The sequence below is a fragment of the Pseudomonas yangonensis genome (assembly GCF_009932725.1).
Lineage (GTDB): Bacteria > Pseudomonadota > Gammaproteobacteria > Pseudomonadales > Pseudomonadaceae > Aquipseudomonas > Aquipseudomonas yangonensis.
In genome coordinates, this window is record NZ_BLJU01000015.1 from 13596 (window position 1) to 38581 (window position 24986).

19 protein-coding genes are annotated in these 24986 nt (G+C 61.4%); 13 read left to right on the forward strand and 6 right to left on the reverse strand.

The features are described from left to right. Positions 1–31: 31 nt before the first annotated feature. The 8 genes from GYB81_RS16005 to egtD all read left to right on the forward strand — a co-directional run bounded on the left by GYB81_RS16005 (position 32) and on the right by egtD (position 11880). Positions 32–1153, forward strand: coding sequence for a Fic family protein (locus GYB81_RS16005; RefSeq protein ID WP_161865964.1), 1122 nt, complete (start codon positions 32–34; stop codon positions 1151–1153). Positions 1154–1323: 170 nt separating this feature from the next. Further along, positions 1324–2094 (forward strand): nuclease-related domain-containing protein, encoded by a 771-nt coding sequence (locus GYB81_RS16010; protein WP_161865965.1) that lies wholly within the window; start codon positions 1324–1326, stop codon positions 2092–2094. A gap of 80 nt (positions 2095–2174) precedes the next feature. Then, on the forward strand, positions 2175–5966 hold the full coding sequence (gene dsr1 / locus GYB81_RS16015; RefSeq protein WP_161865966.1) for an anti-phage defense-associated sirtuin Dsr1: 3792 nt from the start codon (positions 2175–2177) through the stop codon (positions 5964–5966). A 648-nt stretch (positions 5967–6614) separates the two neighbouring features. Further along, entirely contained in the window at positions 6615–7385 is a 771-nt protein-coding gene (locus GYB81_RS16020) for a nuclease-related domain-containing protein (RefSeq protein ID WP_161865967.1), read from the forward strand. 91 nt (positions 7386–7476) lie between these two features. Further along, positions 7477–9039: an ATP-dependent nuclease gene (locus GYB81_RS16025; protein WP_161865968.1), complete on the forward strand. Its 1563-nt coding sequence runs from the start codon at positions 7477–7479 to the stop codon at positions 9037–9039. 139 nt (positions 9040–9178) lie between these two features. Then, positions 9179–9436: a hypothetical protein gene (locus GYB81_RS16030; RefSeq protein WP_161865969.1), complete on the forward strand. Its 258-nt coding sequence runs from the start codon at positions 9179–9181 to the stop codon at positions 9434–9436. Between the two features lie 195 nt (positions 9437–9631). Continuing rightward, positions 9632–10915: an ergothioneine biosynthesis protein EgtB gene (gene egtB, locus GYB81_RS16035; protein WP_161865970.1), complete on the forward strand. Its 1284-nt coding sequence runs from the start codon at positions 9632–9634 to the stop codon at positions 10913–10915. A gap of 2 nt (positions 10916–10917) precedes the next feature. Then, positions 10918–11880, forward strand: coding sequence for an L-histidine N(alpha)-methyltransferase (gene egtD / locus GYB81_RS16040; protein WP_161865971.1), 963 nt, complete (start codon positions 10918–10920; stop codon positions 11878–11880). Positions 11881–11991: 111 nt separating this feature from the next. Here the strand turns inward: egtD and GYB81_RS16045 are convergent, their stop codons facing one another. Further along, on the reverse strand, positions 11992–12150 hold the full coding sequence (locus tag GYB81_RS16045) for a YqaE/Pmp3 family membrane protein (RefSeq protein WP_003084988.1): 159 nt from the start codon (positions 12148–12150) through the stop codon (positions 11992–11994). Positions 12151–12308: 158 nt separating this feature from the next. Between GYB81_RS16045 and GYB81_RS16050 the strand changes: the two genes are divergently transcribed. Beyond that, positions 12309–12944: a LuxR C-terminal-related transcriptional regulator gene (locus GYB81_RS16050; RefSeq protein ID WP_161865972.1), complete on the forward strand. Its 636-nt coding sequence runs from the start codon at positions 12309–12311 to the stop codon at positions 12942–12944. Here GYB81_RS16050 and GYB81_RS16055 read toward each other — a convergent pair whose 3' ends face one another. Next, complete coding sequence (locus GYB81_RS16055; protein WP_161865973.1) at positions 12945–14573, reverse strand: hybrid sensor histidine kinase/response regulator; 1629 nt, start codon at positions 14571–14573, stop codon at positions 12945–12947. Positions 14574–14766: 193 nt separating this feature from the next. Between GYB81_RS16055 and GYB81_RS16060 the strand changes: the two genes are divergently transcribed. Beyond that, on the forward strand, positions 14767–15141 hold the full coding sequence (locus GYB81_RS16060; RefSeq protein WP_161865974.1) for a hypothetical protein: 375 nt from the start codon (positions 14767–14769) through the stop codon (positions 15139–15141). Between the two features lie 7 nt (positions 15142–15148). Here the strand turns inward: GYB81_RS16060 and GYB81_RS16065 are convergent, their stop codons facing one another. The 4 genes from GYB81_RS16065 to GYB81_RS16080 form a co-directional block, all read right to left on the reverse strand. Further along, on the reverse strand, positions 15149–16249 hold the full coding sequence (locus GYB81_RS16065; protein WP_161866203.1) for a GGDEF domain-containing protein: 1101 nt from the start codon (positions 16247–16249) through the stop codon (positions 15149–15151). A gap of 82 nt (positions 16250–16331) precedes the next feature. Beyond that, on the reverse strand, positions 16332–17627 hold the full coding sequence (locus GYB81_RS16070) for a TRAP transporter large permease (RefSeq protein ID WP_161897893.1): 1296 nt from the start codon (positions 17625–17627) through the stop codon (positions 16332–16334). Beyond that, on the reverse strand, positions 17617–18093 hold the full coding sequence (locus GYB81_RS16075; RefSeq protein WP_161865976.1) for a TRAP transporter small permease: 477 nt from the start codon (positions 18091–18093) through the stop codon (positions 17617–17619). The genes GYB81_RS16070 and GYB81_RS16075 overlap by 11 nt, the downstream gene beginning before the upstream one ends. Positions 18094–18252: 159 nt before the next feature. Then, positions 18253–19254 (reverse strand): DctP family TRAP transporter solute-binding subunit, encoded by a 1002-nt coding sequence (locus tag GYB81_RS16080; protein ID WP_161865977.1) that lies wholly within the window; start codon positions 19252–19254, stop codon positions 18253–18255. Between the two features lie 298 nt (positions 19255–19552). Between GYB81_RS16080 and GYB81_RS16085 the strand changes: the two genes are divergently transcribed. From GYB81_RS16085 to GYB81_RS16095, 3 genes are all read left to right on the forward strand, one after another. Next, on the forward strand, positions 19553–21013 hold the full coding sequence (locus GYB81_RS16085; protein ID WP_161865978.1) for a sigma-54 interaction domain-containing protein: 1461 nt from the start codon (positions 19553–19555) through the stop codon (positions 21011–21013). A gap of 821 nt (positions 21014–21834) precedes the next feature. Then, positions 21835–23220: a GntP family permease gene (locus GYB81_RS16090; protein WP_161865979.1), complete on the forward strand. Its 1386-nt coding sequence runs from the start codon at positions 21835–21837 to the stop codon at positions 23218–23220. 98 nt (positions 23221–23318) lie between these two features. After that, positions 23319–24878, forward strand: coding sequence for an acyl CoA:acetate/3-ketoacid CoA transferase (locus tag GYB81_RS16095; protein ID WP_161865980.1), 1560 nt, complete (start codon positions 23319–23321; stop codon positions 24876–24878). Positions 24879–24986: the final 108 nt, after the last annotated feature.

The window sequence follows — 24986 nt, forward strand, 5'->3', positions numbered from 1 at the left end:
TCGTTAACCGGCTCACAGATGAACAACCCTTATGAATGACCCGCTCTGGATCTGGCAGCAGCCCGACTGGCCGCACTTCAGTTGGCAAGCCGAAGCTCTCGCCCCGCTGTTGCGAGCCTGCAGCCAGGCTCAGGGGCGTCTGTTGGGAATGCTCGGTGCGGTGGGCAGTAACACCGAAGTGCAGAGCAGCCTGGATGCCATGCTGCAGAACATCGTCACCTCCTCAGCCATCGAGGGTGAGCAACTTAATGTCGGTTCGGTGCGTTCATCACTGGCGCGGCGCTTGGGGCTGAGCGAAGAGGGTCGCACCACCTCACGTTCCGAAGGCCTGGCGGAACTGCTGCTCGATGCCACCTGCATGCATCAACAACCGCTAGACGAACAGCGACTCTTCACCTGGCACCGTTGGCTATTCCCCACCGATGACCAACTACTGGCTCGACCGCTACACATCGGCACACTGCGCGGCGAAGAGCCGATGCAGGTCGTTTCCGGTCGCATAGACCGCCCTGCGGTACATTTCGAGGCCCCTCCCCGGGCAGGGCTGGAAGCGCAATTGACGGACTTTCTCGCCTGGTTCGAGAGCAGCCGAAGCGATGCCAGCCTTGACCCCTTTCTGCGCGCTGGCATCGCCCATTTCTGGTTCGTGACCCTACACCCTTTCGACGACGGCAATGGTCGCCTCACCCGCGCCATCACCGATCTGGCATTGGCCCAGGGCGAACAGCAAGCCATTCGATTTTACGCGATGTCCGCGAGCATCCTCGACGACCGCGCCGGTTACTACCGCATCCTCGAAGGCAGTCAGAAAGGTGGGCTGGATATCACCAGTTGGCTGCAGTGGTTTCTCGCAACCTTACTCAACAGCCTGGAGCAGGCCCTTGCTCGTATCGACCGCGTGCTGATCAAGGCACGCTTCTGGCAGTCACATCGAAGCCAGACGCTATCGGCGGAGCAGATCAAAGTGCTCAACCGCCTGCTCGATGGCGGCGAAAGGGGTTTCGAAAACGGTATCAGCGCAGCCCAGTACCAAGCCGTTGCCAAAGTATCCAAAGCAACCGCGACCCGCCATCTGAGCGACCTGCTGGAAAAGGGCTGCATCGAGCGGCTGCCCGGTGGAGGGCGCAGCACCCGTTATCAGATAGCACGCTGAGCACCTTAGCCGAGTTTGTCAGCCTCTAGTGCGTCATCGCGTCATAGGACAATGGTCGCGATCCCCCTTGAGCCATTGAAAGCAATTAGCCATTATTCGGGTGTGCCAGGCATCCGGATTTCGGCACACCTGCTCGCCTCTCCATCAAGCAGCTCGGCTCAAGGAAGAAAATGGATTACAGCCCGATAGTCGCCCAGGTCTGGGGCATGCTGACCTGGTTCATCCCGGCAGCCTTGCTGATCGGCCTTTTCAAATCGCCCTGGGCCAAGGGGCAGATCGGTGAACTGCTGGTGCGCCTGTTCGCCCACTGGCAGCTGGACAAGCAGACCTACCGCCGCCTGCACAACGTCACCCTGAACACGCCAGACGGCACCACGCAGATCGACCACGTATTCCTCTCGCCCTACGGCATATTCGTGCTGGAAACGAAGAACATGAGCGGCTGGATCTTCGGCAGCGAGAAGCAGGCGCAGTGGACGCAGAAGCTTTACAAACGCACCTTCAAATTCCAGAACCCGCTTAGGCAGAACTACAAACACCTCAAGGCTCTGGAAGCCACCCTTGGCGTCAGCCCTGAGCACCTGCACTCGGTCATCACCTTTGTCGGCGGCAGCACCTTCAAGACCGAAGTGCCGGCCAACGTGACCCAGGGCATTGGCTTTATCCGCTATATCCAGTCATTCCAGCAGGCGGTATTCAGCGCGGCTGAAGTCGACGCCATGCTGTACGCCCTGCAAACCGGCCGCCGCGCACCGACCCTCGCTACACACCGCGAGCATGTACAAAACCTCAAGCGCCGGAGCGATCCGACAGCTGAGCGGCAATGTCCGAGATGCGGTAGTGCACTACTAATTCGCACAGTGAAGACAGGGCCCAAGGCTGGGCAGCAGTTTTGGGGTTGTTCAGCATTTCCCAAGTGCCGAACTATGCAGAACATTTGAGAGGGTGAGCAGTGAGACGTTCAAGATGGTTTCCACCAAAGAATAAATCAGCTCCCCTTTTCTCATCCGAGGCTCTCTGAATGCAGTTTGTCCGCCAAGGCCCTGACATTCCTGAGCGCCTGCTGCAGGCTCATGAGGACGGACGTGTCGTCTTCTTCTGTGGTGCAGGCATTTCATATCCCGCACGCTTGCCTGGCTTCGCTGGTTTGGTAGACAGGGTATATAAAGCCCTAGGCACCATACCCAACGCGGTGCAGCAGGCTGCAATAAAGGCCGGGCAGTTTGACACTGCCATCGGCCTACTAGAGGCCGATATCGTCGGCGGCCGAGAGACAGTGCGCATGGCACTGGCCAGCATCCTGACCCCCAATCTCAGCGCACCGAACGCGACAGCAACACATGAAGCCTTGCTGACTCTGAGCAAGTGTCGCAATGGCTATCACCGCCTTATTACGACCAACTTCGATCGCCTGTTTGAGGAGGTGATTGCCGCAAAGTCACTGCCCATCAAGCAGTTCAAAGCGCCCCTGTTGCCGGTGCCGAAGAACCGTTGGGATGGACTGGTGTATTTGCATGGTCTGCTCGGTAACACACCAACAGGGAGCGAACTAGATCGCCTAGTCGTCTCCAGCGGAGATTTCGGCTTGGCCTATCTCACCGAGCGCTGGGCAGCACGTTTTGTCAGCGAACTGCTCCGCAACTACACCGTATGCTTCGTCGGTTACAGCATCAACGACCCTGTGCTGCGCTACATGATGGATGCGCTCGCCGCCGATCGTTTGCTGGGTGAGTCGCCGCCAGAGATGTTCGCCTTCGGTAGTTTCTCCAAAGGAAAAGAGGAAGAACGGAGTAATGAGTGGAGGGCCAAGAACGTCACTCCCATCCTCTACCGCGAGCATAATCGACATGCCTACCTGCACAAGACCCTGCGCACATGGGCCGAAACCTACCGAGACGGCGTGCGCGGCAAAGAACGTATCGTGATCGAATGCGCAATGGCCCGCCCATTGGCAAGCACACGGCAGGATGACTTCGTAGGACGCCTACTGTGGGCTCTGAGCGATCCGGGCGGGCTGCCCGCCAGGCAATTTGCCGATCTGAATCCGGTGCCGTCGCTGGATTGGCTGGAGCCGCTTAGTGATCAACGCTTCCGGCATGCCGACCTGGGCCGCTTCGGTGTGCTGCCCAGAGCGACCGCAGATGAAAAGCTCACATTCAGTCTGACTCGCCGCCCTTCGCCATATCCGCTCGCACCGTTGATGTGCCTCGTCGATGCCGGAGCACGCGGCAGCCGCTGGGACGAGGTAATGCGGCAACTGGCACGATGGCTGACCCGTCATCTGAACGACCCGGAGCTGCTGCTTTGGGCGGTCAAGAGCGGCGCTCAGCTTCATGATGATCTAATCTGGTGGATCGAACACCGCCTGGACGAACTGGCCAAACTTGAAGCTGAGGGCAACACCGCCCAGTTGGCGCGCATTCGTGAGGACGCATCCAACGCGATTCCCAGTCCGCTAATGCGCGCCCTATGGCGTCTGCTATTAACCGGGCGCGTGAAATCATGGCTGCGCGACTTTGACCTGTACCGCTGGCGCGACCGATTCAAACGCGATGGACTCACCGCTACCCTGCGCCTGGAACTGCGGGAGATGCTGACACCTCGCGTATCGTTGCGCGAACCGTTCCACTGGCCCGTAGAGGGCGGTGAAAGTCGCGAGCCGGAGCGCATCAAAGATCTGGTGGAATGGGAAATCGTGCTGTCGACGGATCATGTCCATTCCAGCCTGCGCGATCTGCCAAGGGATGAGCGCTGGGATGCCGCATTGCCGGAGCTGCTGTCCGATTTCAGCTCCTTGCTACGCGACGCGCTCGATCTGATGCGCGAACTTGGCAGTTCCGAGGACAGGAGTGACCTGTCCTACATACATCACCCCTCAATCGGCGAGCACCCGCAGAACCGGGACTTTCACGACTGGACAGCACTGATCAACCTAACTCGGGATGCTTGGCTCGCCACTGCTGCACAGTCACAGACGCAGGCAGCACTGATAGCCCAGTCTTGGTGGCACACGCCCTATCCGCTTTTCCGGCGCCTCGCCTTCTTTGCCGCCGCTCAGGACGACGTGATCTCCCACCGACAGGCACTCGACTGGCTGCTAGCGGATGATCACTGGTGGCTGTGGTCGGTGGAAACCGAACGGGAAGCTATGCGCTTGCTGGTGGCGATGGCGCCACATCTCGATGAGGTGATGCTGAGGGAACTGGAACAGGCCGTACTTATCGGGCCTCCGCGCGACATGTTCAACGACGACATGGAGCCGGAGCGCTGGACCCGTATCGTGGATCATGAAGTCTGGCTGCGGCTGGCTAAAATGGCTGACACTGGCGCGGTTTTGGGTGCTGACGGTAATGATCGACTCACGGGCCTCACGACACAATATCCGGATTGGACGTTGGCAGCGGATCAGCGCGATGAGTTTCCTTACTGGATGGGTGAAGTTGAGAGCGACGAGTGGCGCAAGTTCATCGCTACTCCGCGTCTTCGCCGTGAACTAATCGAGTGGCTGAGGCAGCAACCCAACCTAGATCCTCGGCAGGAGGATGACTGGCGGCAGCGCTGCCGTGATAGCTTTGCCACCACCGCGTGCGCCTTGTACGCATTAGCCCGGGAAGACGTCTGGCCAACGAGACAGTGGCGCGAAGCCCTGCAAGCTTGGTCAGAAGAGAAACTCCTGAAGCCCTCCTGGCGCTACATGGCACCGACCCTAGCGACCGCGCCTGAAGAGGTACTACAGACGCTCGCCCAGGGCGTCAGTTGGTGGCTGCAGGCTATTGCTAAGTCCTTCGAAGGCCACGAAGAGCATTTCCTCAGACTGGCTCGCCGGCTCCTGGCTCAGGACCATCAGGGCGGCGTAGATACCGACGAACCCGTAATGAACGCCATCAACCATCCCGTGGGCCACGTGACCGAGGCACTGCTTCGCTGGTGGTATCGACGCTTGCTGGAGGATGGACAAGGATTACCGGGAGAGCTCAAGCCAGTATTCACCGAGCTTTGCGATATTAGTATCGAGAAGTTCCGACATGGCCGAGTGCTGCTGGCAGCCAATATCATTGCGCTGTTCCGCGTAGACAGCGATTGGACAACGCAACACCTGTTGCCGCATTTCGATTGGCAACGCTCCGAAGATGAAGCACGTGCGGCTTGGGAGGGCTTCCTATGGTCACCACGGCTGTATCGCCCTCTGATGGCAGTGCTCAAGCCAGCCTTCCTCGACACCGCTCGCCACTATGCCGCATTGGGGAAGCACGACGGACAATACGCTTCGCTACTGACATTCGCCGCCCTCGAGCCGGGTGATACGTTCACAACCGTCGAGCTGGCCATCGCTACACGCCTACTTCCGCCGGCCGGTCTAAGCGACGCTGCGCAAACTTTGGTTAGAGCGCTTGAGGGGGCGAGCAATCAGAGGGCCGAGTACTGGACCAACCGGGTTGTCCCTTACATCCACGCCATCTGGCCCAAAACCCGGGACAATATTTCACCCGCCATTGCAGACAGCCTCGGCCGCCTTTGCATAGCGGCGCACGATGCGTTCCCCGAAGCCTTGGGGCTGCTTCGCGCCTGGCTGCAACCCCCGCCCCATCCCAACTATCTGATACATCGTCTTCATGAGACGGGTCTTTGCGACAGGTTCCCGGAACAGGCCCTAGAATTCCTCAGCCTCGTGATAGGCGATCAAACTCAATGGCCTCCGACTGAGCTCGGTGCCTGCCTTGATGCGATACGCACAGCCGCACCGGAACTCGACGCAGACCAGCATTTTGAACGACTGAGAGCGTACTTACGTCGATATGGGAGATTGGAATAGGGTCTCTACCCCTTGAAAGAGAAGCTGTAGGAAATTGCAATCCGAAGGCCTCGAGATGGGCATCGCCATCACTGACGATGCAGCTAAGGCACTCGATATCGAAAGCTAGCTTCTGGAGCCTAAAAGGTACAAAAATCGGTACACTGGCGGTACAGTGCCTAGCTTCTGTCACTTTTGCAGAATTACGCTCAAGCTCAGTAATGACGCTGCCTTCAGCTTATTTTACTTGCGCTGAGTTGCTCACGATTTTACTGGTCTCGCGGCGTTTCGAGGCAACTCATAATCCTTTGGTCCACGGTTCGAGTCCGTGTGGGCCCACCACCTTCAAAGCCGCGCACTGCGCGGCTTTCGCGTTTATGACCCAAGCCTGCTGAGGCCTCATATCACTGCATCCACGAATGCTGTGCTCGATTCGGCTCATAGAATGAGCCGAATAGCGCCTCTAATCGGCTCACCCCGAGATATCTCCAAACTGCTGCTTCAGAACAGACGCTTGTCGGCCAGTCGCCCCACACGTCGCCCTTAAGACAATAGTCGCGATCCCCTTGAGCCCTTGAAAGCAATTAGCCATTATCCGGGTGTGCCAGGCATCTGGATTTCGGCACACCTGCTCGCCTCTCCATCAAGCAGCTCGGCTCAAGGAAGAAAATGGATTACAGCCCGATAGTCGCCCAGGTCTGGGGCATGCTGACCTGGTTCATCCTGGCAGCCTTGCTGATCGGCCTGCTCAAATCGCCCTGGGCCAAGGGGCAGATCGGCGAACTGCTGGTGCGGCTATTCGCCCACTGGCAGCTGGACAAGCAGACCTACCGCCGCCTGCACAACGTCACCCTGAACACGCCAGACGGCACCACGCAGATCGACCACGTATTCCTCTCGCCCTACGGCATCTTCGTGCTGGAAACGAAGAACATGAGCGGCTGGATCTTCGGCAGCGAGAAGCAGGCGCAGTGGACGCAGAAGCTCTATAAACGCAGCTTCAAATTCCAGAACCCGCTGCGGCAGAACTACAAACACCTAAAGGCCCTGGAAGCCACCCTTGGCGTCAGCCCCGAGCACCTGCACTCGGTCATTACCTTCGTCGGCGGCAGCACTTTTAAGACCGAAGTGCCGGCCAACGTGACCCAGGGCATCGGCTTTATCCGCTATATCAAGTCATTCCAGCAGCCGGTATTCAGCGAGGCTGAAGTCGACGCGATGCTGCAAACACTACAAACCGGCCGCCGCGCCCCGACTCCCGCTACGCACCGAGAGCATGTGCAGAACCTTAAGCGCCGTAGCGATCCGACAGCCGAGCGGCAATGCCCGAAATGCGGCAGCGCTCTGTTGATCCGCACAGTAAAGACAGGGCCGAAAGCGGGGCAGCAGTTCTGGGGATGCTCGGCGTTTCCGAAGTGCCGCACTGTTCAGTCGCCCTAGAAAGCCAGTCCTAATACGACCAGAATTCGAATATATACCGCGCCCTCTTCAATAACTTACATTGAATAAGGCCACAACTTAAGGCAAGACAATGATAGTGGGACTCCTAGTCAGAAATTTTAAAACCTACCAGGCCATAAACTATATAAAGCTTTCAAACGGCAAATTCTTTAGCGCAATGGTAGGTGAGAATGGAGCCGGAAAAAGCTCCGTCCTCGAAGCATTAAACAGCTTTTTTAATGGAGCCGATTGGAATTATCACCACTCACTCACAAAAGGCTTCACAGAAAGGGAGCCTTTTATATGCCCAATATTTCTCATAAAGAAAAACACACTCCCATCACTGGGAGACTTTCAGTGGCTCCTGGAAAAGATAAGCGAACTCACTTGGTCTTCAGCAGTTCTTGATTTCAACCCTTCATATAAAATTCATGCCGAACTTTTTTGCGAGCATCGCGAAGCACTTATGCTCGAAGGGTACAGCAACAAGACGCATTACTTGATTCCTTTTGGCGTAAAAAAAGATCAGAAGAACGCATTACCAACCGTTTTCTTTCCAATGTTTGAGACAGTATCATCATACAACTCTCTAATAAAAAATTATGCCGGATCGGGAGACGCCATCGCCCTTTTGCAACAAAGAATCACAGAGTACTACAAATACATCTACCTACCTGCCGACATAGACTTTATAGAATATACAAAAATAGAAGGAAAAACTATTCAGGCGCTACTTGGACAAAAACTAGACACAATTGTCAGGGCGTTCATTAAGCGAGAGGACGTACGAACCATCAACTCACAACTGAACGATTTTCTAGGCTCAATATCAGAGAAACTGGAAATATATGAGTATAGAAAACCCGCTCAAAAACAAAACCTTGTCAACCAGTCACACCTAACTGAAAAAGTCATTGAAGCCTTCTTTGAGTCCAAAGTTCTCAACAGAAAAGACGGTCGCGAGCGCACTCCAGTAGGAGACCTCAGCTCAGGTGAGAAACGTCAGGCTTTGGTGGATGTTGCCAAGGCTTTCCTCTTAGCAAATGCAGCCCCAAGCCACCAGCAAATAATACTTGCCATTGATGAACCAGAGCTATCATTGCATGTATCCTCTTGTTTTAGGCAATTTGAGAAACTGAGAGAAATCTCCGAATCAAAAATACAAATACTCATCACCACGCATTGGTATGGATTCATGCCAATCATTTCAGATGGCGTAGCAGTTTATTGCCCCAAGAGCGATCAGTCACCGCTACTTCTTGACCTTAGATGTTTCAGAGAGGATATAAAGAAACTAAAACGCGAAACCAAAGGGGAGCTACCGGTCGAACTGGAGCTAAAAGGAATAAACGACCTTGTTCAGTCCATAATCGCATCCATTACAACATCCGACTACAAATGGATTATTTGCGAAGGCTCCGCAGATCGCATCTACTTAAATCACTATATAAAATCCCCGGAATTATTTATCGTACCTGTCGGCGGTTCCCCTGCAGTAAAAAAGATATACAATTACCTATACCTCGCACTTGAAGACGCAAGAGACGACATAAAAGGCAAAGTTTTCTGCCTAATTGACACTGACAAAAAATTTGAGTCTTTCGACGGTAAAGACTCTTTGACGGGAATTCAGATACGCAGAATAAAAAAATGATGAAGACAGCTTTCGCACTGCACTCTTAAAGACCAGCGATAACAATGCATCACCCCCCACAGTCATAGAAGACACTTTAAACCCCACAACCTTTATCTCGGCAATTGAGAGCTTTAGATCTCATAAAACTTATGGCCCCTTGATTGAAAAACTACCAGCAAGACTTACATCAGAAAATAAAGAATGGCCTTCCGGCCTTGCTTTAAATTTAAACTTCACCAATCGGAAATTGATGGAACATATATTTGAGGCAGATGGATTTAAAGTAAATTTCGCACTCAAATACACAGAACTGGATGATCCATCAAAAAAACCAGGATGGATAAAGGAAATTGAAGACTTCCTTGTCACCAAGGTAAAGCCAACTAAGCCAAGCAAGCGGCCACAAAAGCAATAGTACTTGCCTCTCGGTGTGTATTAGGTTGGTTGCTTGGGGTGCAATTTCTTCGACGCCGCGACTGCGTAGTGTATGACGCCCTCGATCCCAGCCCCTGCCATGTAAACGTCATACGATTCCCTGAACCTTTGCCCTCTTCGTCCGGTCGGCTTAAAGAACCGTCGCGCTTTGCGACGCCAGCAAAGGATGCGCGATATGCCGAACCGCGCCAGCAGGATCGACGTTTCACAACTGCAACTCGAACAGCTATGGCAGCGTTATCAGCGGGTACGCGCTGCCAGTGAACGGCTCTGCGAGCCGCTGGAGGCTGAAGATTATGTGATCCAGAGCATGCCGGACGTCAGCCCGCCGAAGTGGCATCTGGCGCATGTGACCTGGTTCTTCGAGGCCTTCGTGCTGCAGCCCTTCCTGCGTGGCTATCGCCCGCTGGATGAGCGCTACGACCATTTGTTCAACTCCTACTACAAGACCCACGGCACGCCCTTCGAGCGGGCGCGGCGGGGGTTGTTGTCGCGGCCGACGGTAAGCGAGGTGTACGCCTATCGCAGCCATGTCGATCTGGCCATGGAGCAGTTGCTCAACCGGATGGGCAGTGACCTCGACGACGAGGTGCTGCAGCGGGTGGAGCTGGGGCTGGAGCACGAGCAGCAGCATCAGGAGCTGTTGCTGATGGATATCAAGCACATCCTGGCGCAGAACCCGTTGCGCCCGGTCTATCGCCACGACCTCAAGCCGGGTAGCGCCGAGGCGAGCGAGCTGCGCTGGGTTAACTTCCCCGCCGGCTTGCGCCATGTCGGCCATGCCGGCGAGGACTTCGCCTTCGACTGCGAGCGGCCGCGGCACCGCGTGTTCGTCGAGGCCTTTCAGCTGGCCAGCCGCCCGGTGAGCAATGGCGAGTACCTTGAGTTCATCCGCGATGGCGGTTATCGCAGCACGGCGCTGTGGCTGGCGGATGGCTGGGACCATATCCAGCGCGCCGGCTGGCAGGCGCCGCTGTACTGGCAACGCGAGGGCGACGACTGGCTGGAGCTGACCCTGGGCGGCCCGCGCGAGCTGGATCTGGATGCACCGGTTTGTCACCTGAGCTACTTCGAGGCCGAGGCCTTCGCCACCTGGGCGCAGGCGCGCCTGCCACGCGAAGAAGAGTGGGAAGTTGCCGCGCAGGACGAACCGCTGTGGGGCAACTTCGTCGAGAACGATCATTTGCAGCCGGTGGCCGCGGGCGCCGGCGATGGCCTGCAGCAGCTCTATGGCGATGTGTGGGAATGGACCGCCAGCGCCTACCGGCCCTACCCAGGCTTTCGCCCGCTGGGCGGCAGCCTGGGTGAGTACAACGGCAAGTTCATGTCCGGGCAGATGGTGCTGCGTGGCGGTTGCTGCGCCACGCCGGAAGACCACGTTCGCCCTACCTATCGCAACTTCTTCTACCCCACGATGCGCTGGCAGTTCTCCGGCCTGCGCCTGGCCAAGGAGCTCTGAGCATGGCATTGGCAATCCGTACCCACGAACAATCCCTGAGCGCGGAACAGGAGTCGCTACGCGACGAGGCACTGCGCGGCTTCGCAGCCCAGCCGAAGGCGATGTCGCCGAAGTTCTTCTACGATCACCGAGGCTCACAGCTGTTCGAGCTGATCTGCCAGCAGCCGGAGTACTACCCGACGCGCACCGAGGAGACCATCCTGCGCCTGGCAGCGAACGATATCGCCACGCTTGCCGGGCGCAACGCCAGCCTGGTGGAGCTGGGCAGCGGCGCCAGCCGCAAGATTCGCCTGCTGCTCGAAGCCCTGCGCCCAACGCGTTATCTGGGCATCGATATCTCACGCGAGTTTCTGGATATCTGCACCCGTCGCCTGGCCGCCGATTACCGCTGGCTCGACGTGCACGCGCTGTGCGCCGACTTCAGCCAGCCGCTGAAATTACCCGCCGAGGCGCTGGGGCAGCGCCCGCTGGCGTTCTTCCCCGGCTCCAGCATCGGCAATTTCGACCCGATTGAGGCCCGCGCCTTTTTGCGCAACCTGCATCGGGCATTGCCGGCCGGCAGTGGCTTGCTGATCGGCGTGGATCTGGTGAAGGACTGCCAGGTGCTGGAGCGTGCCTACAACGACCAGGCCGGGGTGACCGCGCTGTTCAACCTCAACCTGCTCGAGCGCATCCGCAACGAGCTGGACAGCGACATTGACCCGCGCCGCTTCGAGCACCGGGCCTTTTTCAACGAGGCCGAGTCGCGTATCGAGATGCATCTGGTCAGCCGTCAGGCGCAGCGGGTGCGCATCGAAAATCGCGTGTTCGACTTCGCTGCCGGCGAAACCCTGCACACGGAAAATTCCTACAAATACACGCCGAGCGGCTTTCGCGAGCTGGCAGGCGAATGCGGCTTCGCCTCGGTCGCCATGTGGCGCGATCCGGCGCAGCTGTTCAGCGTGCATTTTTTACGGCGGGAGTGAGGAGCGTGTAGGAGCGAATTTATTCGCGATCTTGTTTGGGTACGGCGTCGACCCTATCGCGAATGAATTCGCTCCTACAGAAGGGCACCTTGGCTTCGTTGCTGGCGGGCCTCAGCGCTTGGCGATGATGTATACCGCGTGGACGATGCCGGGAATGTAGCCCAGCAGGGTGAGCAGGATGTTCAGCCAGAACGCGCCGCCGAAGCCCACCTGAAGAAACACGCCCAGCGGCGGCAGCAGAATGGCGATGAGGATGCGGATAAGATCCATGTGGTACTCCTTTACGTTCCATAAGAGGTACTGCAACAGACACGGGCAGATGCCTTGCAGTTCATATCGCCTCCCTGATGCGGAGCCGATACCGAGAACCAGAGACTGGTAACGATGTGGATATGGCCGTAGTCTGGGGCCACGATGGAAGCGTCCACATGACTGAACAATCACCACAAGAACGCATCATAGTGGCCGACGATCATCCGGTTTTCCGCGATGGTCTGTGCCGTATCGCCCAGCGCGTATTTCCCCAGGCCTGCGTCCTCGAAGCCCGAGACATGGACGAAGTGCTGAACCTGGCACAAGGCGGCGCCGCCCCCAGCCTGTTCATGCTCGATCTGCTCTTCCCCGGGCAGTCGCCGCAGGCCATCAGCGCGCTGCGTCAGGCCTTTCAGTGCAGCTCGATCGTGATCGTATCGATGGTCGACAACCGCGAGCTGATCGATGAGGTGATGAACGCCGGCGCGGACGGCTACATCGGCAAGGCGACGCCGCCTGATGAAATCGCTGCTGCGCTATTGGCCGTGCGCGCCGGAGAGTTCGTCCTGACCCTGGGCCCAGCCGGCGTACCGGCCTTCGCCGAAGAGCGCCACCTGCTGGAACAGCTGACACCGCGGCAGCAGGAGGTGCTGCGGCTGGTGGTGCGCGGCCTGTCGAACAAAGAAATCGCCCGCGCACTGGCGATCTCGCCCTTTACCGTACGCATCCATGTTTCGTCGCTGCTGCGTACGCTGGACGTCAGCACTCGCGCAGCAGCTGCCGCCAGGGGCGCCAAGGCCGGGCTGGTTTGATCAGCACGCGGCTTTGAGCTTCAGCGCCACCAGTAGCGAGCGCAGCTCGGCGGGCTGCACCGGCTTCGCCAGGATCGGAATATCGCTGTCGTCCACCTGCTCCTGCACACGACGCACGTCGTGACCGGTCATGATGATCGCCGGTACCTTGCGCCCGGCGCAGCGCCGCAGATGCTGGATGCAGTCGGCGCCCGAGGCCTCGGTGCCGAGGTCGAAGTCCGTCACCACCAGATCGAACGGCGTCGACGCATCGGGCAAGGTGCTGAAGGTGGCGACTTCGCAGCCCCATTTCTTCAACAGGGTTGCGGTGGCCAGCAGTACGTTGCGGTCATCCTCGATCAGGCACACGCGCAACCCTTCGAGCATGCGCGGCGACTGCAGGCTGCCGGCCCTGGTGGCCGGCATATCGCTTGGCGCCATCATTGCTTGCAGACCTTCGATTACCGCTCGGGTGCCCCGCCCCTCCACGGAGTGAATGGCGACCTGCATGTCCATCAGCGCGCCCAGGCGCCTGACGATGGCCAGGCCCAAGCCGAGGCCCTCGACGTCACTGTCGCGTGCCTGACGTACACGGTAGAACTCCTCGAAAACACTGTCGAGGTGCCCGGCGGCAATGCCCCGGCCCCTGTCGTACAGCTCGATGGCGATGGCCGGGCCTCGACGCCGGCAGGCGATCAGCAGCGGTTTGCCGGGGGCATATTTGAGCGCATTGGAAAGCAGGTTCTGCAGCATAGTGGTGAGCAACACCGGGTCGGCATGCACGTAAATCGGCGGGCAGCGCAGGCGTATCTCGACCCCGGCCCAGCGCGCCGCCTCGGCATTTTGCTGGATGAGGTCCTCAAGCAGGCGGCGCAACGCAAGCGGTTGCAGCTGCGGCACGACCTTGCCGCTGTCGAGCGAATACATGTCGAGAATGGTGCGGAACAGCCGCGCGACGCCGTGCAGCGATTGGTCGATGTTCTCCACCAGGCGCCGCTGCTCGGAGTCCAGGCTGCTGTCGCGCAGGCAGGCGGTGAACAGGCTGATGGAGTGAATGGGCTGACGCAGGTCATGGCTGGCCTGGGCAAGAAACTGCGACTTGGCGCGAATGGCCGCCTGCTCAGCCTCGGCTGCCTGGCGCGAGCGCCTGAGCAGGGCGTGCATGTAGGCCGGCGCCAGCAGAGTGGTGAGCAGCAGCGTGACGATCAGATAGGGCTGCGACTGCCAGTAAGCCGACGCGCTGGCGGTGACGGTCAGCGACAGCAGCGCCATGACCGTCGCCAGCAGCAGGTAACCGGAGCCGTAACGCAGGCCGTAGCCGATGGTGACCCAGATCAGGATCGCGTAGACCGGCAGCATGGCCGCGCCGCCGTTCGCCAGCGCCACGGTGATGCCGCTGTAGTCGGTGAGCATGGTGAACAGGCGCCGCCCCCGGTAGTGCCCCGGACGGCGGCGGATATCCGACCAGATCAAGGTGGCCACGACGCAGAACAGGCCATGTAGCAGGAAGATCTTCCACACCAGCGCGGGGTCGATCAGGGAAAAGTGATGGAGCGCGGCGGTGTAACAGCCGGCGACGGCCACGAAGATCAAACGCACCCCGGCCTGGGCGCGCTCGGTATCGTAGGCGGCGGAAACCTTCCTGGTCATGGCGACTCCCTGCTGACCGCTCAAGTTGTTTGCCTGCACCTTAGGACTTAGTCGGCGGCCAGCGCAAGGCACCATCTGGCAGGCGTTTCGACATCAGTACACCCGTACTATTTCGGGCCAGACGCCCTCGTTTCTAGAATCCGGGCAACGCCTCGGCACTGGGTCGAGGCCCCGCCACTGAAGGGAATGTCTGATGAACATCAAGGAAAGAAGCCTGGCAATCGTCCTGAGCACTGCTGCACTGACCTCGCTGAGCGGTTGCCTGCCGCAGAACACGCAGACCCAGGGATTGCAGAACACCCAATTGGCCAACGACCCTTGTGCCCCGACCGCGACCAGCAGCCTGATCGCCACCGGCCGCAGCTTGCTGGATATGGCCAATACCGTGCTGGAGACCCAGCACAGCCTCAACGGCAACTCCGCCACCTATGCACAGCGCATGCAGGTCGCGGAGAACGCGCAAAAGGTCAATCAGGGCCATAACGTGCTGAGTAACGTCGAGACCCTGGCCGGTGCCGGCCAGCAACCTTGCGTGCCCGCCGCAGCGCCGGCCAGTGCATCGCGCTGAGCGGCGCTCAGAGCCGAACGTCGAGCTTGTCCAGCAGCAGCTCGGTCGGCAGGTCGGTACTGACCAGTTGATTGCGACCGCGCTGCTTGCCGCTGTACAGGCGGCGATCGGCGGTGCGGTACAGCTCGGCAGCGCTGCGGCCGTCTCGCGGCCAGGCCGCCAGGCCGAAGGTGGCGGACAGTGCGATCTGCGCGCCGTCGTATTCCAGCGGTTGATCGGCGATCTGCTGGCGCAGCTTTTCCACCAGCGGGTCGGCGCCAGCGCTGTCGGTGTGGCGTAGCAGCAGGCCGAACTCCTCTCCGCCCAGGCGCCCGAGAAAATCGGTCACGCGCAGACGCTGCTGCAGTATCTGGCAGATGTGCTGCAGGGCCATGTCACCCGCTTCGTGCCCCCACTGGTCGTTGACCTGCTTGAAGTGGTCGACGTCGAGCAGCGCCAGCACCAGATGCCCACTGCTGCGCTCGGCTTCCTGGATGCTGCGCTGCAGCGCCTGCTGGAAGCTGCCGCGGCTGGCCACGCCGGTCAGCGAATCGGTCTGTGCCAGTCGTTCCAGCTCCTGGTGCGCCTGCATGCGCAGGCCGTCGTAGATATGCACGAAGACCAGGATCAATACGCCGCACAACGCCGCATTGCCCAGGTCGATCAGGCCGTGCGTGTCCAGGTTCGGATGGTTATCGGCGAAATACAACAGCAGGCCGGCCAGCATGAACGGCGCCGTGAGCAGGAAGGCGCGGCGTTTGCCCAGCAGCAGGTAGGCGAGCAGCGGGATCATGTACAACCAGACGAACGCCGCCGACGAGGCATCCGGCATGACGATGATGTAGAGGATGAAGCAGAAGGTCGGGATCAGGTACAGGTAAATCCACAGGTAGAGGTGCTTGGCGCGCTCGATGCGCCAGGCACCGAACAGCAGCAAGGCCGTGAACAACACTTCAACGATGGCGAAGGGATAGTTGCCGTTCAGGGCCTGCAGGATGGCGAAGCCGCCCAGGGTCAGGCCGGTGGCGAGCAGGATGGTGCGCACCAGTGCGCGCTTGCCAGCCTCCAGAAGGCCGTCGCTGTGCCCCGTGCCTACATCCTTGTGATCGTTATAGTTGCCGTCGCCCATTTTATTGCCTGACACCGCCGCCCCTGATGATGCGCAGTCCCCTCTGCGCACCGTCAGGCAACTATAGACGCCCTTGAAAGTTTTACACCGCGTACCCCAGCACGCGCGGCAGCCACAGCGCGATTTCCGGGAAGATCGCCACCAGAATCAACGCGCTGAACATCACCACGACGAACAGCGCCGCCCAGCCGACGGTCTGCTCCAGGCGTATCCTGGCGACTTCCGCCGTAACCATCAGGTTGATCGCCACCGGCGGGGTGAACTGGCCGATGGCAATGTTCATCGCCAGCAGGATGCCGAACCACACCGGGTTCCAGCCGAAGTGCTGCATCACCGGAATCAGGATCGGCATCAGGATCAGGTAGATGGAGATGGCATCGAGCAGCATGCCGGCCAGCAGCACGGCGAGCATCACCAGCGCCAGCAACACCCAGCCGTTGTCCGACAGCGAGATCAGCCATTCGGCCAGATGGCGGAAGGTGCCGAGCATGGTACCGGCCCAGGCGAAGATGCCGGCCAGGGCGATGATCAGCATGACCACGCCGGAGATCACCCCCGCCTCGCCGCACAGGCGCCAGAGGCTGCGCCAGTCCAGCTCGCGGGTGAGGAACAGGCCGATCAGCACGCCATAGGTCACGCCCACCACGGCCGCTTCGGTGGGCGTGAACAGGCCGCTGCGCAGGCCACCGAGGATCAGTACCGGCGCGAACAGCGCCGGCAGCGCCTGTTTGAAGCTTTCGCCCAGCGGCGGACGCTCGCCCTCCTCCGAGGATTCCCAACCATAGCGACGCGACAGCAGCCAGGCCGGCAGCAACAGCACCAGGCCGGCCAGGATGCCGGGGAACAGGCCGGCGGCGAACAGCGCGCGCAGGTCTACGCCCGGCACCACGATGGAGTAGAGAATCAGCGCGATGGACGGCGGAATCAGGATAGCGGTCGAGGCCGAGGCGGCGATCAATGTGGCCGAGAACGGCTTGGGGTAGCCCGCCTTGGTCATGCTCGGCAGCATCACCATGGCCACGGCAGCGGCATCGGCCGGGCCGGAACCGCTCATGCCGCCCATGATCAGGCAGACCAGCACCGCGACCAGCGCCAGACCTCCATGCCGTGGGCCGATCAGCGCCTGGGCGAAGCGCACCAATCTGAGTGCTACACCGGCCTTCTCGAACACCAGGCCGGTGAGGATGAACAGCGGGATGGCGATCAGCGGATACTTGGCCACGCCGTTGTAGGTGTTGGTGCCGAGGGTGGCGAGCATGTCCGGCGACAGGCCGGCGATGATGCCGATGGCCCCGGACAGGCCAAGGGCGAAAGCCACCGGCACGCCGAGCGCCAGCAGCACGATGAAGCTGAGGATCAGCCAGAGATCAGGGCTCATCGCTGATCCTCCCGCGCAGGCGATCGACGGTCATCTGGGTCAGGCGTACGAACACCAGCAGCGCCAGGATCGGTAGCCAGATCACGTACCACCAGTTGGGCAGGCCCAGACCGGGCGACTCGGAATCCCACTGGAATTCCTCCCAGGCGAACTGGCCGCCGTACCAGCACACCAGCGCCAGCACCAGCACGCCGGCCAGCCACTGCAACAGGATCAGCGGCGTGCGCAGGCGCGGGAACAGGCGCTCGAGCAGGCCGATACGAATGTGTCGGTTGCTGCGCATGGCCACCGAGGCACCGGCGAAGGTGAGGATGACCAGCAGGAACACCGAGATTTCCTCGGTGAAGGCGAAGGATGCATCGGTGAAATAACGCACCACGACGTTGGCCAGGCTGATCAGGCTGATGATCACCAGGGCCAGGGTGGCGAGCACGCGCTCCAGCGGCGCGTCGACTTGCTTGCTCATAGAAACCTCGAATGACCGACTCGGCGTGATTCAGCGCAAGAGCGACCCTCTCCCCAGCCCCTCTCCCATAAATGGGAGAGGGGAGCGGATCGGTGTCGCACGACTGGCTTACAGCACCACGCCCCAAAAGCCCCCGGGCTTGCGGTCAGATATAACGAATCAGGGCTGGGCCACGGCCTTGCGCGCGGCGTCCATCAGCGCGTCGCCGATGCGTGGTGCCCATTTCTCCTGCACGCTGGCAGTGGCCTCGACGAAGGCGGCGCGCTCGGCATCGGTCAGTTCGATCACTTCCACGCCGCGCTCACGTACGTCGGCCAGGCGTTGGGCCTGAGCGCCACGCGACAGCTCGATCTCCCACTTGCCGGCGTCGATGGCGGCCTGGCGCAGCAGTTCGCGATCTTCCTCGGGCAGGCCTTTCCACACGCGCTGGTTGACGGCGAACACCAACGGATCGGCCATGTAATCCCAGAGGGTCAGGTACTTCTGGCCAACCTGGTCGACGCGCGCCACGTCGAAGACCGACAGCGGGTTTTCCTGGCCGTCCACGGCGCCGGTGGTCAGTGCCGGCTTGGCATCGGCCCAGCTCATTTGCGTGGGGTTGGCGCCGAGGGCGGTGAAGGTGTCCTGGAACAGCGGCGAACCGACCACGCGGATCTTCAGGCCAGCCAGGTCGGCAGGGCTGCGCACCGGCTTGGCCGAGTTGGAGATCTGCCGGAAGCCGTTCTCGCCCCAGGCCAGCGGCACGATGCCGCGCTGCTCGATGGCGGCGAAGGCCAGCTTGCCGGCTTCACCCTGGGTGATGGCGTCGAGGTCGGCGTCGTTCTTCATCAAAAACGGCAGGGAGAACAGGTTGAGCTCCGGCACCTGCGGCGACCAGTTGATGGTCGAGCCCACGGCCATGTCGATCAGGCCCGAGCGCATGGCGGAGAATTCCTTGGTCTGGTCTCCGGCGACCAGCTGCGCGTTGGGGTAGACGCGCAGGGTGATGCGCCCTTCGGAGCGCTCGTTGACCAGATCGGCCCATTTCTGCGCGGCCTGGCCCCAGGGGAAGGCGTCGGAAAGCACGGTGGAGACGGAGTATTCACGCGCCTGCGCGGTGGCGCACAGGGCGGTCAGCGCAGCGCCGGCGGCGAGCGCGGAGAAGAGTCGCTTGAGTTTCATCGGGGCGTCCTTGAGTGGATCTTGGCGTTATCGTTGTGGCACCGGCAAAGCGGTGCGGATCCAGCGGCGGGCGGATGGCTCGCCTCGGCGCGCCTGGTCAGCGCGCGAAAGGGACACGGCAGGTGTCAGGGCTGCCGGGCAGGCCTTGTGGGCGATCGGCAGGTGCCGGCGGGTTACGCGCAGCCGCTCAACTATTCCAGAAGCGCGCGTCGAATGCCATTGTCCGATGACTGTTGACATTGCCCGCGCGGATCGGCGCCAACCATAATCAAGGGCTTCTGACTTCGGACATTCGCCCATGGCCATCTCCCGCGACGACCTGGACCAGCACGGTCTGATCATCGGCGTGTCGCCCGAGCGCTTTCGCGCGGTGGCCATGCCGCTGCTGTTCGATCACCTCGATGCGCAGTGCGAAGGCACCATCGCGGTCAATCGCCAGGCACGCATCGTCTGGATCAACGACAAGTACGCGCAGAAGGTCGGTATCGCCGATGCACGCACGGCGCTCGGCAAGGAGATCGAGGAAGTGCTACCGGCCAGCCGCCTGCGCGAGGTGGTGGAAAGCGGCCAGCCGAGCATGCTCGACCTGATGGCCTTCGGCGACGAGCACTTCGTGGTCACCCGCATTCCGCTGCGCGACGAGGACGGCACCCTGGTCGGCGCCCTCGGCTTCGTCCTGTTCGACCGTGCCCGCCACCTCAAGCCGCTGATGGCCAAGTACGCCAACCTGCAGACGCAACTGCTCGCCACCCAGCACGAGCTGGCCAAGGCACGCCGGGCGCGCTACACCATCGCCGGCTTCATCGGCGCCAGCGCAGCAGCTAGCGAAGTGAAGCGCCAGGCGCGTCGCGCTGCGCAGCTCGATGCCACGGTGCTGATTCGCGGCGAGACCGGCACCGGCAAGGAGCTGCTGGCCCAGGGCATCCACAACCTATCGCCACGGGCCAACGGCCCCTTCGTTGCGGTCAACGTGGCGGCCATTCCGGAAACCCTGGTGGAAGCCGAGCTGTTCGGCACCGCGCCGGGGGCCTTCACCGGCGCCGAGCGCAAGGGACGTATCGGCAAGTTCGAGGTGGCCAACGGCGGCACGCTGTTTCTCGATGAGATCGGCGACTTGCCGCTGCCCTTGCAGGCCAAGCTGCTGCGCGTGTTGCAGGAGCAGGAGGTGGAGCCGCTCGGCTCGAACCAGGTCAAGCCGCTCAACGTGCGGGTGATCGCCGCCACCCATATCGACCTGGAGGCCAAGGTGGCGGCCGGGCAGTTTCGCGACGATCTCTACTACCGGCTCAACGTGCTGGCCCTGCGCGTACCGCCGCTGCGCGAACGCGCCGGCGACATTCCGGCACTGATCGAGCATCTGCTCGACGACCTGGCCAACCGCTCCGGCCTGGCGCCCATGGAACTGAGCGACGACGCCCTCGCCCTGCTCTGCGCGCAGCCGTGGAAGGGCAACGTGCGCGAACTGCGCAACCTGCTGGAGCGGGCGCAGCTGGCGGTCGATGGGCGGCTGGATGGCGAAGCGTTGCGTGGTTTGCTGGTCGACCCGGTGGCGCCGAGCGAGCCGGCGCCCCCTGTGCCGCCTGCAATCAGCGCGACGCAAACCCTGGCCGAGCAGTTGGCGCAGACCGAAAGGCAGGCGCTGCTGGCAGCACTGGCGGCCTGCGACGGCAATCGCCAATTGGCCGCCGAACGTCTGGGCATTTCCCGCGCCGGGCTCTACGCCAAGCTGGCGCAGCATGGGTTGGGGCGCCGGGGCTGAGCACTTCGCAGAGCGTGTTGTAGGAGCGGCTTTAGCCGCGATGCTCCCAACAATGCTTCGCGGCTGAAGCGGAATGCCGCCCAGCCGTTCCTAAAAATTCCGTTGCTGGCGGCAATTGCGTAGCCCGGATGAAATCGGGGAGCAGGCGTCGCAAAAGCCCCGGATTGCATCCGGGCTACGGTATTGATTGCGGGTCGTGGGAGCGGCTTCAGCCGCGATTGTCACCGGGCCGGAAATCGCTTCGCGGCTGAAGCGGGATGCCGCCCAGCCGTTCCTACAGATTCCGTTGCTGGCCGCAATCGCGTAGCCCGGATGAAATCCGGGGACCAGGCGCCGCAAAAGCCCCGGATTGCATCCGGGCTACGGTATTGATTGCGGGTCGTGGGAGCGGCTTCAGCCGCGATTGTTACCGGGCCGGAAATCGCTTCGCAGCTAGAGCGGAATGCCGCCCAGCCGTTCCTACAGATAACGCCGCTGGCCGCAATCACGTAGCCCGGATGAAATCCGAGGGCCAGGCACCGCAAAAGCCCCGGATTGCATCCGGGCTACGAATCCAGATTTCTGGAATTACGCACAAGCAGAATCTAAAAATCTGGACAAAATCCAGAAATCTGGACAGCTGCTTATATCCGGTATGACTGCCCTGCGTTCGGCAAAAACGCCTGTAAACCCCTGGCCACAAGGCTTCCCACCCCATCGACCAAAGTCTCACCCCAGCCTGGCACGACTCTGGCTCTATATCCGGCAAAGGCGCTGTCGTATCCGCGCCTTCCCGATAAAACGGCTTCGAGCCGCTAGAACAACAACAAAAGGAACCACCCATGGGTACCCTCGGTATTCTGATTTCCCTCGCCTTGTTGATGTACCTCGCGTACCGCGGCATCAACGTCCTGATTCTCGCTCCGCTGCTGGCCCTGCTGGCGCTGCTGTTCGCCGGCGACGTCGGCCTGCTGCTGCCCACCTACACCCAGGTGTTCATGAAGGCCATGGGCGGCTACGTGATCCAGTTCTTCCCGCTGTTCCTGCTCGGCGCCCTGTTCGGCAAGCTGATGGACGATTCTGGATCGGCGCGCGCCATCGCCCATGGCATCGTTGCCAAGGTCGGCAGCGAGCGCGCCATCCTGGCCATCGTGCTGGCGTGCGGCATCCTCACCTACGGCGGCGTATCGCTGTTCGTGGTGGCCTTCGCCGTGTACCCGATCGGCGCCGCGCTGTTTCGCGAAGCGGGCATTCCCAAGCGCCTGATCCCCGGTGCCATTGCCCTCGGCTCGTTCACCTTTACCATGACCGCCCTGCCCGGCACGCCCGCGATTCAGAACGCCATTCCCAACCCCTTCTTCGGCACCGATGCCTTCGCCGCGCCGGGCCTGGGGGTGATCGCCGGGCTGATCATGTTCGGCCTCGGCACCTGGTGGCTCACCGCGCAGTCGCGCAAGCTGATGGCTGCCGGCGAAGGCTACGGTGAGCATCGCGATGATCCGGTCAGCGAAGAGCGCCGCGACATTCCCGGCTTCTGGCTGGCGCTGCTGCCGATCTTCGTGGTGATCGCGCTGAACTTCCTGATGGCCAAGCAGATCCTGCCGGCCGTGGACACCAGCTACCTGGCCAGGCCGGAATATGGCGGTCTGCAGGACGCCAAGTCGCTGATCGGCATCTGGTCGATCATCGTCGCCCTCAGCGCTGCCATCGTGCTGCTGATCGCCCTGCACTGGAAACGCTGGATGGACCTGAAGAAGAGCGTCAACGACGGCGCCTTCGGCTCCATGCTGCCGATCCTCAATACCGCCGCCGAGGTGGGTTACGGCACGGTGATCGCCTCCCTGGCCGGCTTCGTGGTCATCCGCGACCTGGTGCTGGGTGTTTCCAGCAACCCGCTGATTTCCGAAGCGGTGGCGGTGAACATCCTCGCCGGTATCACCGGTTCGGCCTCGGGGGGCATGTCCATCGCGCTGAAGACCCTCGGCGAGCAGTACCTGACCATGGCCACCGCCGCCGGCATCAGCCCCGAGCTGCTGCACCGCGTCGCCGCCATGGCCTCGGGCTGCATGGACACCCTGCCGCACAACGGCGCGGTGATCTCGCTGCTGGCGATCTGCAAGCTCACCCACCGCGAGTCGTACAAGTTCATCTTCGTCAACACCGTGGCCTTCCCGCTGGTGGCGCTGGCTGTCGTCATCACCCTGGGCACGCTGTTTGGAAGCTTCTGATGACCGCTGTAGGAGCGGATTTATCCGCGAAATTCGCGGCTGAAGCGGAGCGCCGCCCGGCCGCTCCTACAGTCCTCTGCAATTCACGAGTACCCGCAATGAGCAAGATCATGACCGCCGCCGAAGCCGTGGCGCGTATCCCGGACAACGCCAACCTGGCCACCGGCGGCTTCGTCGGCATCGGTTTCGCCGAGCAGATCGCCATCGCCCTGGAGCAGCGTTTCGTGGCCGAGCAGGCGCCGCGCGACCTGACCCTGGTGTATGCCGCCGGCCAGGGCGACGGCAAGGGTCGTGGCCTCAACCACCTGGCCCATGAAGGCCTGGTGCGCCGGGTGATCGGCGGTCACTGGGGGCTGGTTCCGGGGCTGCAGAAGCTGGCGGTGGACAACCGCATCGAGGCCTACAACCTGCCGCAGGGGGTGATCTCCCAGCTGTTTCGCGACATCGCCGCCGGCAAGCCGGGGCAGCTGTCGCGTGTCGGCCTGGGCACCTACGTCGACCCGCGCCATGGCGGCGGTAAGCTCAATGCGCGCACCACCGCCGATCTGGTGCGGCTGATGCCCATCGACGGCGAGGATTACCTGTTCTACCCGACCTTCCCCATCGACGTGGCGGTGGTGCGCGCCACCAGCAGCGATCCCGACGGCAACCTCAGTTTCGAGCGCGAGGCGCTGACCATCGAGAGCCTGGCCATCGCCATGGCCGCGCGCAATTCCGGCGGCCTGGTGATCGCCCAGGTCGAGCGCATCGTCGAGCGCGGCTCGCTGAATGCGCGCCAGGTGAAGATCCCCGGCATCCTCGTGGACTGCGTGGTGCAGGCTGAACCGGCCAACCACCAGCAGACCTTCGCCACCGCCTACAACCCGGCCTTCGCCGCCGAGACCCGGGTGCCGGTGGACAGCCTGACGCCGATGCCGCTGGACGTGCGCAAGCTGATCGCCCGCCGCGCCGCGCTGGAGCTGAAAGCAGGCGCGGTGGTCAACCTCGGCATCGGCATGCCCGAAGGCGTGGCCGCAGTGGCCGCCGAAGAAGGCGTGATCGAGCGCCTGACCCTGACCGCAGAGCCCGGCGTGATCGGCGGCGTGCCGGCCTCGGGGCTGGATTTCGGCGCGGCGAGCAACCACAGCGCCTTGCTCGATCAGCCCTACCAGTTCGACTTCTACGACGGCGGCGGCCTGGACATCGCCTTTCTCGGCCTGGCCCAGGCCGATGCGGCGGGCAACCTCAACGTGTCGAAATTCGGTTCGCGCCTGGCCGGCGCCGGCGGTTTCATCAATATCAGTCAGAACGCCAAGCAGGTGGTGTTCGTTGGCACTTTCAGCGCCGGCGCGCAGGACATCCGCATCGAAGGTGGCCAGCTGCGCATCGTCCGGGACGGCGAGCTGCGCAAGTTCGTCGCCGAGGTGGAGCACCGCACCTTCGCCGGTCGCCTGGCCGCCGAACGCGGCCAGCCGGTGCTCTACGTCACCGAGCGCTGCGTGCTGCGCCTGACCGCCGAAGGGCTGGAGCTGATCGAAGTGGCGCCGGGCGTGGATATCGAGCGCGACATTCTCGCGCGCATGGACTTCGCCCCCATCGTGCGCCAGCCGAAACTGATGGACGCACGGCTGTTGCGCCCCGAACCGATAGGCCTGGCGCAATGCCTGGCAAGCCTTTGAGCGTGAACTCGCGGGCCTGAACGGGCCCGTTTTTTTACCCGGCAGGATGCGCCCCGCTTGCGCCATGCGCGGGCAAACAACCTGAACCATCCCCCGCCCCCTCCGTCG